The organism is Pseudomonas sp. PSB11 (genome assembly GCF_014596605.1).
Taxonomy (GTDB): Bacteria; Pseudomonadota; Gammaproteobacteria; order Pseudomonadales; family Pseudomonadaceae; genus Aquipseudomonas; species Aquipseudomonas umsongensis.
In genome coordinates, this window is the sequence record NZ_NOIO01000008.1 from 104,874 (window position 1) to 120,802 (window position 15,929).

19 protein-coding genes are annotated in these 15,929 nt (G+C 59.9%); 11 read left to right on the forward strand and 8 right to left on the reverse strand.

The window, feature by feature from the left end:
- The 7 genes from hpf to CGA21_RS12425 form a co-directional block, all read right to left on the reverse strand.
- Positions 1 to 309: a ribosome hibernation-promoting factor, HPF/YfiA family gene (gene hpf / locus CGA21_RS12395; RefSeq protein ID WP_020796640.1), complete on the reverse strand. Its 309-nt coding sequence runs from the start codon at positions 307 to 309 to the stop codon at positions 1 to 3.
- A 75-nt stretch (positions 310 to 384) separates the two neighbouring features.
- Positions 385 to 1,878 carry an RNA polymerase factor sigma-54 gene (locus tag CGA21_RS12400; RefSeq protein WP_033044849.1) on the reverse strand — a complete coding sequence of 498 codons (1,494 nt, stop codon included), beginning with the start codon at positions 1,876 to 1,878 and terminating at the stop codon, positions 385 to 387.
- A gap of 184 nt (positions 1,879 to 2,062) precedes the next feature.
- Positions 2,063 to 2,788, reverse strand: a complete 726-nt coding sequence (lptB, locus tag CGA21_RS12405; protein WP_008054366.1) for an LPS export ABC transporter ATP-binding protein — start codon at positions 2,786 to 2,788, stop codon at positions 2,063 to 2,065.
- Positions 2,788 to 3,336, reverse strand: a complete 549-nt coding sequence (gene lptA, locus CGA21_RS12410; protein WP_033044848.1) for a lipopolysaccharide transport periplasmic protein LptA — start codon at positions 3,334 to 3,336, stop codon at positions 2,788 to 2,790. Before lptA ends, lptB begins: the two co-directional genes overlap by 1 nt.
- A complete protein-coding gene (gene lptC / locus CGA21_RS12415) occupies positions 3,323 to 3,895 on the reverse strand; it encodes an LPS export ABC transporter periplasmic protein LptC (RefSeq protein ID WP_020796643.1) in 573 nt (190 codons plus the stop codon). The genes lptA and lptC overlap by 14 nt, the downstream gene beginning before the upstream one ends.
- Before the next feature lie 8 nt (positions 3,896 to 3,903).
- The gene (locus tag CGA21_RS12420; RefSeq protein WP_020796644.1) at positions 3,904 to 4,428 is read right to left on the reverse strand and encodes a KdsC family phosphatase; all 525 of its coding nucleotides are present in this window, start codon (positions 4,426 to 4,428) and stop codon (positions 3,904 to 3,906) included.
- Positions 4,428 to 5,402 carry a KpsF/GutQ family sugar-phosphate isomerase gene (locus CGA21_RS12425; RefSeq protein ID WP_110747074.1) on the reverse strand — a complete coding sequence of 325 codons (975 nt, stop codon included), beginning with the start codon at positions 5,400 to 5,402 and terminating at the stop codon, positions 4,428 to 4,430. The genes CGA21_RS12420 and CGA21_RS12425 overlap by 1 nt, the downstream gene beginning before the upstream one ends.
- 274 nt (positions 5,403 to 5,676) lie before the next feature.
- On the opposite strand from CGA21_RS12425, the gene CGA21_RS12430 reads away from it, so the two are divergent.
- From CGA21_RS12430 to hisC, 10 genes are all read left to right on the forward strand, one after another.
- Positions 5,677 to 6,486, forward strand: coding sequence for an ATP-binding cassette domain-containing protein (locus CGA21_RS12430; RefSeq protein WP_110746824.1), 810 nt, complete (start codon positions 5,677 to 5,679; stop codon positions 6,484 to 6,486).
- Complete coding sequence (gene mlaE, locus CGA21_RS12435; RefSeq protein WP_110746826.1) at positions 6,486 to 7,283, forward strand: lipid asymmetry maintenance ABC transporter permease subunit MlaE; 798 nt, start codon at positions 6,486 to 6,488, stop codon at positions 7,281 to 7,283. The genes CGA21_RS12430 and mlaE overlap by 1 nt, the downstream gene beginning before the upstream one ends.
- Positions 7,283 to 7,750, forward strand: coding sequence for an outer membrane lipid asymmetry maintenance protein MlaD (gene mlaD, locus CGA21_RS12440; RefSeq protein WP_008054374.1), 468 nt, complete (start codon positions 7,283 to 7,285; stop codon positions 7,748 to 7,750). The genes mlaE and mlaD overlap by 1 nt, the downstream gene beginning before the upstream one ends.
- A gap of 11 nt (positions 7,751 to 7,761) precedes the next feature.
- A complete protein-coding gene (locus CGA21_RS12445) occupies positions 7,762 to 8,415 on the forward strand; it encodes a phospholipid-binding protein MlaC (protein ID WP_110746828.1) in 654 nt (217 codons plus the stop codon).
- Positions 8,412 to 8,717, forward strand: coding sequence for a lipid asymmetry maintenance protein MlaB (locus tag CGA21_RS12450; RefSeq protein ID WP_110746829.1), 306 nt, complete (start codon positions 8,412 to 8,414; stop codon positions 8,715 to 8,717). The genes CGA21_RS12445 and CGA21_RS12450 overlap by 4 nt, the downstream gene beginning before the upstream one ends.
- A 114-nt stretch (positions 8,718 to 8,831) precedes the next feature.
- Positions 8,832 to 9,071 (forward strand): BolA family protein, encoded by a 240-nt coding sequence (locus CGA21_RS12455; protein WP_020796650.1) that lies wholly within the window; start codon positions 8,832 to 8,834, stop codon positions 9,069 to 9,071.
- Positions 9,072 to 9,093: 22 nt separating this feature from the next.
- Positions 9,094 to 10,359 (forward strand): UDP-N-acetylglucosamine 1-carboxyvinyltransferase, encoded by a 1,266-nt coding sequence (gene murA / locus CGA21_RS12460; RefSeq protein ID WP_020796651.1) that lies wholly within the window; start codon positions 9,094 to 9,096, stop codon positions 10,357 to 10,359.
- Positions 10,360 to 10,486: 127 nt separating this feature from the next.
- A complete protein-coding gene (hisG, locus tag CGA21_RS12465) occupies positions 10,487 to 11,122 on the forward strand; it encodes an ATP phosphoribosyltransferase (RefSeq protein ID WP_008018703.1) in 636 nt (211 codons plus the stop codon).
- A gap of 125 nt (positions 11,123 to 11,247) precedes the next feature.
- Complete coding sequence (gene hisD / locus CGA21_RS12470; RefSeq protein ID WP_020796652.1) at positions 11,248 to 12,573, forward strand: histidinol dehydrogenase; 1,326 nt, start codon at positions 11,248 to 11,250, stop codon at positions 12,571 to 12,573.
- A gap of 1 nt (position 12,574) precedes the next feature.
- Positions 12,575 to 13,627, forward strand: coding sequence for a histidinol-phosphate transaminase (hisC, locus tag CGA21_RS12475; RefSeq protein ID WP_188264277.1), 1,053 nt, complete (start codon positions 12,575 to 12,577; stop codon positions 13,625 to 13,627).
- Positions 13,628 to 13,687: 60 nt separating this feature from the next.
- Here the strand turns inward: hisC and algW are convergent, their stop codons facing one another.
- The gene (gene algW, locus CGA21_RS12480) at positions 13,688 to 14,848 is read right to left on the reverse strand and encodes a Do family serine endopeptidase AlgW (RefSeq protein ID WP_033044846.1); all 1,161 of its coding nucleotides are present in this window, start codon (positions 14,846 to 14,848) and stop codon (positions 13,688 to 13,690) included.
- Between the two features lie 103 nt (positions 14,849 to 14,951).
- On the opposite strand from algW, the gene CGA21_RS12485 reads away from it, so the two are divergent.
- Positions 14,952 to 15,710, forward strand: coding sequence for a Nif3-like dinuclear metal center hexameric protein (locus CGA21_RS12485; RefSeq protein ID WP_110746833.1), 759 nt, complete (start codon positions 14,952 to 14,954; stop codon positions 15,708 to 15,710).
- The last annotated feature ends 219 nt before the right edge of the window (positions 15,711 to 15,929 follow it).

Sequence of the window (15,929 nt, forward strand, 5' to 3'; positions counted from 1 at the left end):
TTAACGACCCGTAGCGCCCTGGAGGAGGCTCTGAGTCTTTTCCTTATGCTTTTTGAGTTGTTTATCCAGCTTGTCGGTCAGTGCGTCGATTGCCGCGTACATATCGGTATGTTCCGCGTTGGCGACGACCTCATTGCCGGGTATATGCAGCGTGGCTTCGATTTTCTGCTTCAACTTTTCGACGCACATCGTGACTTGCACGTTGGTGATCTTGTCGAAATGCCCCTCGAGCTTCTTGAACTTGAGCTCGACGTATTCACGCAGGGGCTTGGTCACTTCCAGTTGGTGTCCACTGATGTTGACTTGCATACAGCTTCTCCTTCGTTGCCAGTGCATAAAGCGGCAGATCCAGATGATCTGCCACTGGAACGCTGTGGCGTGGCCCTACATCAACCGCTTGCGTTCGCTCGAAGGCGCGATCCCGAGGGATTCGCGGTACTTGGCGACGGTGCGGCGAGCCACCTGAATGCCTTGTGCCTCCAGTAAACCAGCGATCTTGCTGTCACTCAACGGCTTTTTCTGATTTTCCGCCGCCACCAGTTTTTTGATGATCGCGCGAATCGCCGTGGACGAGCATTCTCCGCCCTCGGAGGTGCTGACGTGACTGGAGAAAAAGTATTTCAGTTCATAAATGCCCCGAGGGGTATGCATGAATTTCTGCGTGGTAACCCGCGAAATCGTCGACTCATGCATGCCGACCGCTTCGGCGATGTCATGCAGGACCAATGGCTTCATGGCTTCGTCGCCATACTCCAGGAAGCCGCGCTGATGCTCGACGATCTGCGTGGCCACTTTCATCAGGGTTTCGTTGCGGCTTTGCAGGCTCTTGATGAACCAGCGGGCTTCCTGCAGTTGATTGCGCATGAAGGTGTTGTCGGCGCTGGTGTCGGCACGACGAACGAAGCCCGCATACTGGGCGTTGACCCTCAGGCGGGGCACCGACTCCTGGTTGAGCTCCACCAGCCAGCGTTCGTTATCCTTGCGTACGATCACGTCCGGAACCACGTATTCGGCTTCGGTCGACTCGATTTGCGAGCCCGGGCGCGGGTTAAGGCTCTGGACCAGCTCGATCACCTGGCGCAGCTCATCTTCCTTGAGCTTCATGCGGCGCATCAGCTGGCTGTAGTCGCGGCTGCCGAGCAAGTCGATGTAGTCAGTGACCAGGCGCTTGGCTTCGGCCAGCCAAGGCGTCTTGGCGGGCAGTTGGCGCAATTGCAGCAGCAGGCATTCACCCAGGTTGCGTGCGCCGATGCCGGCAGGTTCGAATTGCTGGATGCGGTGCAGGACGGCTTCGATTTCGTCCAGTTCGATGTCCAGTTCCGGATCGAAGGCTTCGAGGATTTCCTCCAGCGTCTCGTCCAGGTAGCCCTGGTTGTTGATGCAATCGATCAGGGTCACGGCGATCAGGCGATCGGTGTCGGACATCGGTGCCAGGTTCAATTGCCACAGCAGGTGGCTTTGCAGGCTCTCGCCGGCTGATGTGCGGGTGGTGAAATCCCACTCGTCGTCATCGTTGCTTGGCAGGCTGCTGGCGCTGGTCTGGTAGACGTCTTCCCAGGCGGTGTCGACAGGCAGTTCGTTGGGAATGCGCTCGTTCCAGTCGCCTTCCTCGATATTATCGACGGTCGTGGCGCTTTCCTGGTAGGAAGGTTCCTGAGTGTCGGTACTGGGTTTGTGTTCGGCGTTGTCGGCCAGCGGGTCGGAATTGTCGAAGTCGTCGCCTTCTTCCTGGCGCTCGAGCATCGGATTGGACTCCAGGGCCTCCTGGATTTCCTGTTGCAGGTCCAGGGTCGACAATTGGAGCAGGCGGATGGCCTGTTGCAGCTGCGGTGTCATCGTCAGCTGCTGGCCCATTCTCAAGACTAGCGATGGTTTCATGGCAGGGGCTTAACACCTTATTCGCCGGCGCACATGCGCCATCCACTACAGGGCGCCGGAGCGCCAAACATAAGCAAATTATATGCCCGAAATCGCGGCGTTTGCCTAGAGCGCTGTAACAATAAAAAAAGGTTGATTTTTTATTGCGCCAAGCGCTCTGCCGACTCGCCGGGCACCGCGATGCTTACAGGCGGAATTCATGCCCCAGGTACACTTCTTTCACCAGGTCATTGGCCAGGATGGTTTCAGCGTCGCCTTCGGCGATCAGTTGACCATCGTTGACAATATAGGCGGTTTCGCAGATATCCAGGGTTTCACGGACGTTGTGGTCGGTGATCAGCACGCCGATGCCCTTGGCTTTGAGGTGGTGGATAATCTGCTTGATGTCACCCACCGAGATCGGGTCCACGCCGGCGAACGGTTCGTCGAGCAGGATGAATTTCGGGTTGGTGGCCAGTGCCCGGGCGATTTCCACGCGGCGGCGTTCGCCACCGGACAGGCTCATGCCGAGGTTGTCGCGGATGTGGCTGATGTGGAACTCCTGCAGCAGGCTTTCCAGTTCCTTGCGGCGACCGGCCTTGTCGAGTTCCTTGCGGGTCTCGAGGATGGCCATGATGTTGTCGGCCACGGAGAGTTTGCGGAAGATCGACGCTTCTTGCGGCAGATAACCGATACCCGCCTTGGCACGACCGTGCATCGGCTGGTGGCTGACATCGAGGTCATCGATCAGCACGCGACCCTGATCGGCCTGTACCAGGCCGACGATCATGTAGAAACAGGTGGTCTTGCCGGCGCCGTTGGGGCCGAGCAGGCCGACGATCTGGCCGCTGTCGATGGACAGGCTGACGTCTCGCACGACCTGGCGGCTCTTGTAGCTCTTCGCCAGGTGCTGGGCTTTCAGAGTTGCCATTAAGGGGCCTTTTGCTCGTCGGTTTTCTTTTTCGGCTGGATCACCATGTCGATGCGCGGACGCGACTCGGTCACCTTGCTGCCCGTTGCGCGACCGGCGCTGGCCAGCTTTTTCTCGGTGTCATAGACGATTTTCTCGCCTTGAGTGACGTTGCTGTCCTTGTCGATGACCTTGGCGCGGTCGATCAGCACGACACGATTTTGCTTGGCGAGGTACTGGATGGTCACGCCCCATCCCTGCACGGGCTTGGTGTCGCCTGCGGTCTGCAGTTGCTCGAAGTAGGCCAGGTTACCCACCGAGGTCACCACGTCGACGTCGCCATCGGGGGCGCGGGTCATGGTCACCTTGTTGCCCTTGACAATGATCGAGCCCTGGGTGATGACCACATCGCCCGTATAGGTGGCCACACCGTTCTTGTCGTCCAGTTGGGCGTCGTCGGCCTGGATGCGGATGGGTTGCTGCTGATCGTCCGGCAGAGCCCAGGCGCTCACGCTTCCCAGTGCTGCGCCCAGACTGAGCAAAATAGGGAGGGTTTTAACGAGCCTCATACTGTCCTCTTACGTTCGATAGCAGGTGTATCCTGCTTTCTTTCAAATACGCCTTCATGCCGACACCAGTCGATACACCGCCAGCGCCGTCGATTCTAACGGGTTGCTGAGTCTGCGCATATTGCTGCTGCGGGAACACGGTCATGCGAGTACTGGTGATCAGGGTGTCGCGGTTCTTTTCGTCGGTACGCTTGACGCGCACGTTGTCGATCAGTTCGACCTCGGTCCCGCCGGAGTTCACCTCACCGTGATCGCTGGTCACATGCCACGGAAAATCGGTGCCGCGGTACATGTTCAGGTCGGGCTTGGTCACCAGCGTGATGTCGGTTGCCTTGACGTGCTCGGCCTTTTCCGACGTCATTTCGTACTGCACCTTGCCGTCTTCGAGGTACTGCAAGGTATGAGTGTTGGTCGCGTACCAGTCAATCGGGCTTTCTTCAGTCTTGGCCGGTGGCTTGTCGAGGAAGCGTTCCGGGCTGATGTTCCAGTAGCCGACCGCAGCGAAAATCGCCACGATGCAACTGACCACCAATGTCTTGCGAACTTTTTTGCTGAACATGGTTTGACTCACAGGTACGCGGCATTGGCCGCATCGAGGCGGCCCTGGGCGCGCAGGATCAATTCGCAGAACTCGCGGGCAGCACCTTCGCCACCACGGGCCAGGGTAATGCCATGCGCGTGTTCGCGCACGAAGCTGGCGGCGTTGGCCACTGCCATGCCCAGGCCGACGCGGCGGATCACCGGCAGGTCCGGCAGGTCGTCACCGAGGTAGGCGACCTGTTCATAGCTTAGGCCGAGTTGCGCAAGAAGCTCGTCGAGTACCACCAGTTTGTCTTCGCGACCCTGGTACAGGTGGGGAATGCCGAGGTTCTTCGCGCGTCGTTCGACTACCGGGGTTTTGCGGCCGCTGATGATCGCGGTCTGTACGCCGGCGGCCATCAGCATCTTGATGCCCTGGCCGTCGAGGGTGTTGAACGTCTTGAATTCGCTACCGTCTTCGAGGAAGTACAGGCGCCCGTCGGTCAGGACGCCGTCGACGTCGAACACCGCCAGTTTGATTTGTTGGCCGCGTTGCAGCAGGTCCGTGCTCATTACATTACTCCCGCACGCAGCAAGTCGTGCATGTTCAGGGCACCGACCGGGCGATCTTCGCTGTCGACCACGACCAGCGCGTTGATTTTGTGATCTTCCATTATTTTCAAGGCCTCGGCGGCGAGCATTTCGGCGCGGGCCGTCTTGCCATGGGCCGTCATGACCTGATCAATAGTGGCGGTGTGGATGTCGATGCTGCGGTCCAGCGTGCGGCGCAAATCACCGTCGGTGAAGATCCCGGCCAGCTTGCCGTCGGTCTCGAGTATCACGGTCATGCCCAGGCCCTTGCGGGTCATTTCCATCAGCGCATCCTTGAGCAGGGTGCCGCGCTGTACCTGCGGCAGCTCTTGCCCGGCGTGCATGACGTCTTCCACTTTCAGCAGCAGGCGTCGGCCCAGTGCACCGCCCGGATGGGAAAAGGCGAAATCCTCAGCGGTAAAGCCGCGGGCTTCCAGCAGCGCGACGGCCAGGGCGTCACCCATGACCAGTGCCGCGGTCGTCGACGAGGTGGGCGCCAGGTTCAATGGGCAGGCCTCGTGGTCGACCTGTACATTCAGGTTGACCTCTGCCGCCTTGGCCAGCGGCGAGTCGGGCTTGCCGGTCATGCTGATCAGCTGGATGCCCAGGCGCTTGATCAGCGGCAGCAGGGTGATGATTTCATGGGTCGAGCCGGAGTTGGACAGCGCCAGGATGATGTCGTCGCGGGTGATCATGCCCATGTCGCCATGGCTGGCTTCGGCCGGGTGCACGAAAAACGCCGTGGTGCCGGTACTGGCCAGGGTGGCGGCGATCTTGTTGCCGATGTGCCCCGATTTGCCCATGCCGACCACGACGACGCGGCCTTTGCTGGCCAGAATCATTTCGCAGGCGCGCACGAAATCCTTGTCGATACGGGGCAGCAAGCTTTTTACGGCTTCCAGTTCGAGGCGGATGGTGCGTTGTGCTGACTTGATCAGGTCGCTGGATTGGCTCATTTTGAAAATGTTTGGCCTGGTGAAAAGGCGGCGATTATAGCCGGTATGGTTGAAACCCTCACGCAAGTTCGTTGCCCATTGTCATCTGTTGTTACCGAATCCCCTCTAGATGGAGCTTTCTGGCTGTCACGTCGCTGAACATGGTCTGGCATTGGCCTTGGGCGCGTGACGCTTGCAGTGATATAGTTCGCCGCCAGTTCGGCCCGCCCAGGAGTATGTGCTTTTGTCAGGAAGCCAGGCGTCCGAGTGTGAGGCTGCATCGCAAGGAGTTTAGATGAGTGCCGATAACGCCTACGCGGTCGAGCTGAAGGGACTGACCTTCAAGCGCGGTGCGCGCAGCATTTTCAATAACATTGATATCCGCATCCCGCGCGGCAAGGTCACCGGCATCATGGGGCCTTCCGGGTGTGGCAAGACCACGCTGTTGCGTTTGATGGGCGCGCAGTTGCGGCCTGCCAGTGGCGAAGTATGGGTCAATGGTCAGAACCTGCCGGCGTTGTCGCGCAGTGATCTGTTCGATGCACGCAAGCACATGGGCGTGCTGTTTCAGAGTGGCGCACTGTTTACCGACCTCGATGTCTTCGAGAACGTCGCGTTCCCATTGCGCGTTCATACCAAGCTGCCCGAAGAAATGATCCGCGACATCGTCCTGCTCAAATTGCAGGCCGTGGGATTGCGCGGTGCGATCGACCTGATGCCCGACGAACTGTCCGGCGGCATGAAGCGTCGCGTCGCACTGGCGCGGGCGATTGCGCTCGATCCGCAGATTCTCATGTATGACGAGCCCTTCGTCGGACAGGACCCCATTGCCATGGGCGTGCTGGTGCGCCTGATCCGCTTGCTCAACGATGCGCTGGGCATTACCAGTATCGTGGTTTCCCATGACCTGGCCGAAACCGCCAGCATCGCCGACTACATCTATGTCGTGGGCGACGGGCAGGTGTTGGGGCAGGGCTCGCCCGCCGAGCTGATGAACTCGGACGATCCGCGTATCCGTCAATTCATGACAGGCGAGCCCGACGGTCCGGTCCCCTATCACTTTCCAGCGACGGATTACCGCGCAGATCTCCTGGGGAAGCGTTGATGCGCAAGATTTCACTTTTGGAAAGGGTGCGCCGGTTCGGCCATGGCGGCATCGACGTGCTGGCGGTGTTCGGGCGCTCTTCGCTGTTCCTGTTCCATGCATTGCTGGGGCGTGGTGGCATCGGTGGCGGGTTTGGCCTGCTGGTCAAGCAACTGCATTCAGTGGGCGTGATGTCCCTGGTGATCATCGTGGTCTCCGGGATATTCATCGGCATGGTGCTGGCGCTGCAAGGCTTCAACATCCTGTCCAGCTACGGTTCGGAGCAGGCGGTGGGGCAGATGGTGGCGCTGACGCTGCTGCGTGAGCTGGGGCCGGTGGTCACGGCATTGCTGTTCGCCGGGCGTGCCGGTTCGGCACTGACCGCGGAAATCGGCAACATGAAGTCCACCGAACAGCTCTCCAGCCTGGAGATGATCGGGGTGGACCCGCTCAAGTACATCATTGCCCCGCGCCTGTGGGCCGGCTTCATTTCCCTGCCGGTGCTGGCGATGATCTTCAGCGTGGTGGGTATCTGGGGCGGTTCCTGGGTGGCCGTCGACTGGCTGGGTGTCTATGAAGGCTCCTACTGGTCGAACATGCAGAACAGCGTGACCTTTGTCGACGATGTGCTCAACGGCATCATCAAAAGCATGGTCTTCGCCTTTGTCGTGACCTGGATCGCCGTATTCCAAGGCTATGACTGTGAACCCACTTCAGAGGGGATCAGCCGTGCCACTACCAAGACCGTGGTGTATGCCTCTTTGGCTGTGCTCGGCCTGGACTTTATTCTGACCGCCTTGATGTTTGGAGATTTCTGATGCAAAACCGCACCCTGGAAATCGGTGTCGGCCTTTTCTTGCTGGCTGGCATCCTGGCTTTGCTGTTGCTGGCGTTGCGGGTCAGTGGACTGTCCCCGAGCCCGAGCACCGAAACCTATAAACTTTATGCGTATTTCGACAATATCGCCGGTTTGACTGTCAGAGCTAAAGTGACCATGGCCGGTGTGACCATCGGCAAGGTCACGGCAATCGATCTGGATCGCGACAGTTTCACTGGTCGGGTAACCATGCAACTGGAGAAGCGCGTAGATAACCTACCGGCAGACTCCACTGCATCTATCCTGACCGCTGGCCTGTTGGGCGAGAAGTACATCGGTATCAGCGTGGGCGGGGAAGAAGCCTTGCTCAAGGATGGTGGGACCATCCACGACACCCAGTCGTCGCTGGTGCTCGAGGACCTGATCGGTAAATTCCTGCTCAATACCGTTAGCAAAGACGCCAAATGAGGAGCTTTTGAATGATCTCTACCTTGCGACGTGGCCTGTTGGTTTTGCTCGCGGCCTTGCCGATGATGGCCAATGCCGTGGCGGCGCCTAGCGCGCACGAGCTGGTCCAGGACACCACTAACCGGCTGCTGGCCGACCTGGCCGCCAACAAAGAGAAGTACAAGCAGGATCCGCAGGACTTCTACGCGGCGCTCAACAGCATTGTCGGGCCTGTAGTGGATGCCGAAGGTATTTCCAAGAGCATCATGACGGTCAAGTACTCGCGCAAGGCGACCCCTGCGCAAATGAAGACCTTTGAAGAAAACTTCAAGAAGGGTCTGTTCCAGTTCTATGGCAATGCCTTGCTTGAGTACAACAACCAAGGCATCACCGTTGATCCTGCCAAGGACGAGTCGGGCAACCGTACGAGTGTCGGCATGACAGTCAAGGGCAGCAACGGCGCGATCTATCCTGTGTCCTACACACTGGAAAAGGTCGGTGGCGAGTGGAAGCTGCGCAACGTCATCATCAACGGTATCAACATTGGCAAGCTGTTCCGTGATCAGTTCGCTGATGCGATGCAGCGCAATGGCAACGACCTGGACAAAACCATCAATGGTTGGGCCGGGGAAGTCGCCAAGGCCAAGGAAACCGCTGAGCAATCCACCGAGAAACAGACCCAATGAGTGAGTCGGCGGTCCAGATAGACGACGCCGGCGAGCTGCGGCTCAGCGGTGTGCTGGATTATCGCACCGGCCCTCAATTGCGCGAGCAGGGGCAGGCGCTGATCAAGGCCAGCAAGGCCGCGGCCGTGGTAGTCGATTGTTCGGCGGTGGAGAAATCCAGCAGCGTCGGTCTGTCGTTGCTGTTGTGTTTCATGCGAGATGCCCAGGCGGCCGGCAAGGCGCTGAGCATCCGCGGGATGCCAGAAGACATGCGCGAAATCGCTCAGGTCAGTGAACTGACCGAGCTGTTGGCGCATCCCTAACCCGCATCTATAAAGAAGCCCCCCGTCAGAGTCCTGCTTCCCGGGGTTCGCAGGCGCGGGGCTTTTTTGTATGATGTCCGACCCGCGCGCACAGGGCGCCGATTGAGGTTGAGCATGCAGGCCAACGAAGTGAAGAGCTTTCTTGAAGGAAAGCTGCCCGGAACGAAGGTAGAAGTCGAGGGCGAAGGCTGCAATTTCCAGCTGAACGTGATTAGCGATGAACTGGCGGCGTTGAGCCCGGTGAAGCGTCAGCAGCAGGTCTATGCCCATTTGAACCCATGGATCACCGATGGCAGCATCCATGCGGTCACTATGAAATTTTTCAGCAGCGCGGCCTGGGCCGAGCGCACCTGAGCCCACGGGCGTAGAGATTCTTATGGATAAATTGATTATTACTGGCGGTGCTCGTCTTGACGGCGAGATCCGCATCTCCGGGGCAAAGAACTCTGCCCTGCCGATCCTGGCGGCCACCCTGCTGTGCGATGGTCCGGTGACCGTTGCCAACCTGCCACACCTGCACGACATCACCACCATGATCGAACTGTTCGGTCGCATGGGGATCGAGCCGGTGATCGACGAGAAACTGGCCGTCGAAATCGATCCGCGTACCATCAAGACCCTGATCGCTCCGTACGAACTGGTTAAGACCATGCGTGCGTCGATCCTGGTGCTGGGCCCGATGGTTGCCCGTTTCGGTGAAGCCGAAGTCGCGTTGCCTGGCGGTTGCGCCATCGGTTCGCGTCCGGTGGACCTGCACATCCGTGGCCTGGAGGCCATGGGCGCGATCATCGACGTCGAAGGCGGCTACATCAAGGCCAAGGCGCCAGAAGGCGGCTTGCGCGGTGCGCATTTCTTCTTCGACACCGTCAGTGTGACCGGTACCGAAAACATCATGATGGCTGCAGCCCTGGCCAAGGGCCGCAGTGTCCTGGCGAACGCCGCGCGCGAGCCTGAAGTCGTCGACCTGGCGAACTTCCTGAACGCCATGGGCGCCAAGGTTTCCGGCGCTGGCACCGACACCATCACCATCGATGGCGTTGAGCGTCTGCACACCACCACCTACAAGGTGATGCCGGACCGTATCGAAACCGGCACCTACCTGGTGGCCGCAGCCGTGACCGGCGGGCGTGTGAAGGTCAAGGACACCGATCCGACCATTCTCGAAGCCGTGCTGGAGAAACTCCGCGAAGCAGGCGCCGAAATCACCACCGGTGAAGACTGGATCGAGCTGAACATGCACGGCAAGCGGCCTAAAGCCGTGAACGTGCGAACCGCTCCGTACCCGGCGTTCCCGACCGACATGCAGGCGCAGTTCATCTCCCTCAACGCCATTGCCGAAGGCACGGGTGCTGTGATCGAGACGATCTTCGAAAACCGCTTCATGCACGTGTACGAACTGCACCGCATGGGCGCCAAGATCCAGGTCGAGGGCAACACCGCCATCGTCACCGGCACCGAGAAGCTCAAGGGCGCGCCAGTGATGGCCACCGACTTGCGGGCTTCGGCCAGCCTGGTGATTTCGGCGCTGATTGCCGACGGCGATACCCTGATCGATCGCATCTACCACATAGACCGTGGTTACGAGTGCATCGAAGAGAAACTGCAGATGCTGGGCGCCAAGATCCGCCGCGTTCCGGGCTAGTTTCTGCTGCATGGGCGCAGGGACGTGCCCGTTGAATTGTTGTGAGTCGAGCCGGTTTCCGGCTCGATGTGTGTCCGGCGCCATTTGCGACCGGACATGAGTACCTTGATAAGGACTGACGTTTCCCATGTTGACCATCGCACTGTCCAAGGGCCGCATCCTTGACGACACCCTGCCGCTTCTGGCTGAAGCGGGCATCGTGCCGACCGAGAATCCGGACAAGAGTCGCAAGCTGATCATTCCCACGACCCAGGAAGATGTACGCCTGTTGATCGTGCGTGCCACCGACGTGCCGACCTATGTCGAGCATGGTGCCGCCGACCTCGGTGTTGCTGGTAAAGACGTGCTGATGGAATACGGCGGTCAAGGCCTGTACGAGCCATTGGACTTGCAGATTGCCCAGTGCAAGTTGATGACCGCCGGCAAGGTCGGCGCGGTCGAGCCCAAGGGCCGCCTGCGTATCGCCACCAAGTTCGTCAACGTTGCCAAGCGCTACTACGCCGAGCAGGGCCGTCAGGTCGACATCATCAAGCTCTACGGCTCGATGGAGCTGGCGCCGTTGATCGGCTTGGCCGACAAGATCATCGACGTGGTCGACACCGGTAACACGCTGCGGGCCAACGGCCTGGAGCCACAGGATTTCATCGCGGCCATCAGCTCCCGGCTAATCGTCAACAAAGCTTCGATGAAAATGCAGCACGCCCGTATCCAGGCGTTGATCGACACCCTGCGCAAGGCAGTGGAGTCTCGACACCGCGGCTGATTCACCCGCGCGACTTTGAGTTGCGCCGTCTATCCGCCTCATAGCCAGAATTCTCAGGTGCCCAAGCGGATCGAATGTTAGCTTCGGGCGCCTGAGTTTTTTGCCAATCCTATGAGGCTCTCGCTATGACCGCACCGACTGCAATTCGCCGACTCAACGCTGCTGACCCGGATTTCGCACATCATCTGGATCATCTGCTGAGCTGGGAAAGTGTGTCTGACGACTCGGTCAATCAGCGGGTGCTGGACATCATCAAGGCCGTGCGCGAGCGTGGCGATGCCGCGTTGGTGGAGTTCACCCGACAGTTCGACGGGTTGGACGTCGCCTCCATGGCTGACCTGATCCTGCCGCGCGAGCGCCTGGAACTGGCGTTGACCCGCATTACCGTGCCACAGCGCGAAGCCCTGGAAAAAGCCGCGGCCCGCGTACGCAGCTACCACGAAAAGCAGAAACAGGACTCCTGGAGCTACACCGAAGCTGACGGCACCGTGCTGGGCCAAAAGGTCACGCCGCTCGATCGCGCCGGTCTGTACGTGCCGGGCGGCAAGGCGTCGTACCCTTCTTCCGTGTTGATGAACGCGATTCCGGCCAAGGTTGCCGGCGTGACCGAAGTGGTCATGGTGGTGCCGACCCCACGCGGCGAAATCAACGAGCTGGTGCTGGCTGCCGCCTGTATCGCGGGCGTTGACCGTGTGTTCACCATCGGTGGAGCCCAAGCTGTTGCCGCGCTGGCTTATGGCACCGAAAGCGTGCCGCAAGTCGACAAAGTGGTTGGCCCGGGCAACATCTATGTCGCCACCGCCAAGCGTCACGTGTTTGGCCAGGTCGGTATCGACATGATTGCCGGCCCGTCCGAGATCCTCGTGGTGTGTGACGGCCTGACTGATCCTGACTGGATTGCCATGGATCTGTTCTCCCAGGCCGAGCATGACGAAGACGCCCAGGCGATCCTGGTCAGCCCGGATGCGGCCTTTCTCGATCAGGTCGCCGCGAGCATTGCCAAACTGATGCCGACCATGGAGCGCGCCGAGATCATCGAAACCTCGATCAACGGCCGTGGTGCGCTGATCCAGGTGCGTGACATGGAGCAAGCCATCGAAGTGGCCAACCGCATCGCGCCGGAGCACCTGGAGTTGTCGGTTGCCGATCCGCAAGCCTGGCTTCCACAGATCCGTCATGCCGGCGCCATCTTCATGGGTCGCCACACCAGCGAAGCGCTGGGCGACTACTGCGCAGGCCCGAACCACGTATTGCCGACTTCCGGCACGGCGCGGTTCTCGTCGCCGCTGGGCGTATACGACTTCCAGAAACGTTCGTCGATCATTTTCTGCTCGGAGCAGGGCGCGTCCGACCTCGGCAAAACCGCTTCCGTGCTGGCCCGTGGCGAGTCGCTGACTGCCCACGCCCGCAGTGCCGAATACCGCATCATCGACGACAAGCAGGGGAACTGAGATGAGTAAATTCTGGAGCCCGTTCGTCAAGAACCTGGTGCCTTACGTACCCGGCGAGCAGCCAAAGCTGGCAAAACTGGTGAAGCTCAACACCAACGAAAACCCCTACGGTCCATCGCCCAAGGCCCTGGCTGCGATGCAGACCGAATTGAACGACAACCTGCGCCTGTACCCGGACCCGAACAGCGACCTGCTGAAAAATGCCGTGGCCAAGTACTACGGCGTGCAGAGCAACCAGGTATTTCTCGGCAACGGCTCCGACGAAGTGCTGGCACACATCTTCCACGGGTTGCTGCAGCACGATCAGCCGCTGCTGTTCCCGGACATCAGCTACAGCTTCTATCCGGTCTATTGCGGGCTGTACGGCATCAAGTTCGATGCGGTGCCGCTGGACGAGCAGTTCCTGATCAATCCTGCGGACTACGCAAAACCGAACGGCGGGATCATTTTCCCCAACCCGAACGCACCGACCGGTTGCCTGTTGGCGCTGGAGGCGGTCGAGCAAATCCTCAAGGGCAGCCCGGACTCGGTGGTCGTGGTGGACGAGGCTTACATCGACTTCGGTGGCGAGACGGCAATCACGTTGGTAGACCGTTATCCAAACCTGCTGGTGACCCAGACCCTGTCAAAATCCCGTTCCCTGGCGGGCCTGCGGGTTGGGCTGGCGGTGGGGCATCCGGACCTGATCGAGGCGCTGGAGCGGATCAAGAACAGCTTCAACTCCTATCCGATCGATCGCATGGCGAATGTCGGCGCGGCGGCGGCGTTCGAGGATCGTGAGTACTTCGACAAGACGTGCCGATTGGTCATCGAGAGCCGCGACAAGGTGGTCGCGCAGTTGCAGGCGAAGGGCTTTGAAGTGCTGCCGTCGGCCGCGAACTTCATCTTCGCCCGTCACCCCAAGCACGATGCGGCAGGCCTGGCAGCTAAATTGCGCGAGCAAGGCGTGATCGTGCGGCACTTCAAGCAGGAGCGGATTGCCCAGTTCCTGCGGATTTCGATCGGCACGCCGGAGCAAAACCAGGCCCTGATCGACGGCCTCGGCGACCTCTAAACCTCCGTCACACTGATCGTCCCACGCAGAGCGTGGGAACGATCATGTACCTCGACTGCGTTAGTTTTCTTCTTTCTCTTTGACCGGCGCCGGTGGCGGGCGCAAGCCGATTTCCGCCGTGAGCTTGAGTTCCTTGCCGTTGCGCATCACCTCGATCGTGACCTTATCGGTCGGCTTGATCCGCGCGACCTGGTTCATCGAGCGTCGGCCATCGCCAGCCGGTTCGCCGTCGATGCTGAGAATCACGTCGCCCAGTTGCAGGCCGGCTTTCTGCGCCGGACCGTCGCGGAAAATCCCGGCGACGACGATGCCCGGACGCCCCGACAGGCCAAACGACTCCGCCAGTTCCTGGGACAATGGCTGCACTTCGATACCGAGCCAGCCGCGAATCACCTGGCCGTGTTCGATGATCGATTTCATCACTTCCATGGCCAGCTTCACCGGAATCGCGAAACCAATGCCTTGCGAGCCTCCGGACTTGGAGAAAATCGCCGTATTGATACCGGTCAGGTTGCCATTGGCGTCCACCAGTGCACCGCCGGAGTTGCCGGGGTTGATCGCGGCGTCGGTCTGGATGAAGTCTTCATAATTGTTCAGGCCCAGCTGATTACGCCCGGTGGCACTGATGATGCCCATGGTTACCGTCTGGCCGACGCCGAACGGGTTGCCGATGGCGAGGGCCACGTCGCCGATGCGGATGTTGTCGGAGCGGCCGACAGTGATCGAAGGCAGTTTCTTCAGGTCGATCTTGAGGACCGCGAGGTCGGTTTCCGGGTCGCTGCCAATCACCCTAGCTAGGGTTTCACGGCCGTCCTTGAGCGCCACCACGATCTGGTCGGCACCGCTGGTCACGTGGTTGTTGGTCAGGATGTAGCCTTCCGGGCTCATGATCACGCCGGAGCCCAGGCTCGACTCCATGCGTTTCTGCTTGGGCGAGTTGTCGCCGAAGAATCGACGAAACTGCGGGTCCTCGAACAGCGGATGATTGGGTTTGTTGATGACTTTGGTGGTGTACAGGTTCACCACCGACGGCGCGGCGGTGGTCACCGCGTCGGAATAGGACACCGGGCCTTGCTGCATACTGGTGGTTTGCGGGGCCTGTTGCAGGTTGACGTCGAGGCTTGGAAGCCCGACCCACTGCGGGTAACGCTGGATGATTAACAGAGCGACAAGCACGCCGGCCAACAGCGGCCAGCCGGAAAAACGCAGCGCCTTGAGCATTAAACACGTCCTGAGAGAGTTGCAGGCGGTATGAGACCGCTCATAATGACGCGCATTATACGAGGCCGCGCGTGCCTCTGAACGGGATATTTAGGAGTCTTTTATGGCCGTCGCCCTGAGCACCCTGGTCGAAGAAGCCGACCGTTACCTCACTAGTTCGAAAATTGCCGATTACTGCCCCAACGGCCTGCAGGTCGAGGGCCGGCCGCAGGTGATGCGCATCGTCAGCGGCGTTACCGCCAGCCAGGCCTTGCTCGATGCTGCGGTAGAGGCCAACGCGGATCTGGTGCTGGTGCATCACGGCTACTTCTGGAAAGGCGAGAACCCGTGCATCACCGGCATGAAGCAGCGCCGCCTCAAGACCCTGCTCAAGCACGACATCAGCCTGCTGTCCTATCACCTGCCGCTGGACCTGCACCCTGATGTTGGCAACAACGTGCAGTTGGCACGGCAACTGGACATTACCGTCGAAGGTCCGCTGGACCCGGACAACCTGAAGATCGTCGGCCTGGTCGGTTCGTTGAACGAGCCTGCCTCCCCCCGGGATTTCGCCCGCCGTGTGCAAGAAGTCATGGGCCGCGAGCCATTGCTGATTGAAGGCAGCGCAATGATCCGCCGCGTTGGTTGGTGCACCGGTGGCGGTCAGGGCTACATCGACCAGGCGATACTGGCGGGCGTCGATCTGTACCTCAGCGGCGAAGCCTCGGAGCAAACCTTCCACAGTGCCCGGGAAAACGACATCAGCTTCATTGCTGCCGGGCACCATGCCACCGAGCGTTATGGCGTGCAGGCGCTGGGTGATTACCTGGCGAAGCGGTTTGCCCTTGAGCACATCTTCATCGATTGCCCGAACCCCATCTGAGAGGCCCCCCTGTAGGAGCTGCCGCAGGCTGCGATCTTTTGATTTTGCTTTTTCAAGATCAAGATCAAAAGATCGCAGCCTGCGGCAGCTCCCACAGAGATGAGTTCGCCGATGAACGCCCAAACAGGCGGGCATATTCATATGCTCTTTCGATCTAGTTCGCGTCCTGATTAGAAGGGGGCGCTGTGCTAGGATTCCCCGCTCGAACACGGCCCGCTG

Coding starts and splice junctions, on each gene's coding strand:
- hpf (WP_020796640.1), bottom strand. CDS start 309: ATGCAAGTCAACATCAGTGGACACCAACTGGAAGTGACCAAGCCCCTG.
- CGA21_RS12400 (WP_033044849.1), bottom strand. CDS start 1,878: ATGAAACCATCGCTAGTCTTGAGAATGGGCCAGCAGCTGACGATGACA.
- lptB (WP_008054366.1), bottom strand. CDS start 2,788: ATGGCAACTCTGAAAGCCCAGCACCTGGCGAAGAGCTACAAGAGCCGC.
- lptA (WP_033044848.1), bottom strand. CDS start 3,336: ATGAGGCTCGTTAAAACCCTCCCTATTTTGCTCAGTCTGGGCGCAGCA.
- lptC (WP_020796643.1), bottom strand. CDS start 3,895: ATGTTCAGCAAAAAAGTTCGCAAGACATTGGTGGTCAGTTGCATCGTG.
- CGA21_RS12420 (WP_020796644.1), bottom strand. CDS start 4,428: ATGAGCACGGACCTGCTGCAACGCGGCCAACAAATCAAACTGGCGGTG.
- CGA21_RS12425 (WP_110747074.1), bottom strand. CDS start 5,402: ATGAGCCAATCCAGCGACCTGATCAAGTCAGCACAACGCACCATCCGC.
- CGA21_RS12430 (WP_110746824.1), top strand. CDS start 5,677: ATGAGTGCCGATAACGCCTACGCGGTCGAGCTGAAGGGACTGACCTTC.
- mlaE (WP_110746826.1), top strand. CDS start 6,486: ATGCGCAAGATTTCACTTTTGGAAAGGGTGCGCCGGTTCGGCCATGGC.
- mlaD (WP_008054374.1), top strand. CDS start 7,283: ATGCAAAACCGCACCCTGGAAATCGGTGTCGGCCTTTTCTTGCTGGCT.
- CGA21_RS12445 (WP_110746828.1), top strand. CDS start 7,762: ATGATCTCTACCTTGCGACGTGGCCTGTTGGTTTTGCTCGCGGCCTTG.
- CGA21_RS12450 (WP_110746829.1), top strand. CDS start 8,412: ATGAGTGAGTCGGCGGTCCAGATAGACGACGCCGGCGAGCTGCGGCTC.
- CGA21_RS12455 (WP_020796650.1), top strand. CDS start 8,832: ATGCAGGCCAACGAAGTGAAGAGCTTTCTTGAAGGAAAGCTGCCCGGA.
- murA (WP_020796651.1), top strand. CDS start 9,094: ATGGATAAATTGATTATTACTGGCGGTGCTCGTCTTGACGGCGAGATC.
- hisG (WP_008018703.1), top strand. CDS start 10,487: ATGTTGACCATCGCACTGTCCAAGGGCCGCATCCTTGACGACACCCTG.
- hisD (WP_020796652.1), top strand. CDS start 11,248: ATGACCGCACCGACTGCAATTCGCCGACTCAACGCTGCTGACCCGGAT.
- hisC (WP_188264277.1), top strand. CDS start 12,575: ATGAGTAAATTCTGGAGCCCGTTCGTCAAGAACCTGGTGCCTTACGTA.
- algW (WP_033044846.1), bottom strand. CDS start 14,848: ATGCTCAAGGCGCTGCGTTTTTCCGGCTGGCCGCTGTTGGCCGGCGTG.
- CGA21_RS12485 (WP_110746833.1), top strand. CDS start 14,952: ATGGCCGTCGCCCTGAGCACCCTGGTCGAAGAAGCCGACCGTTACCTC.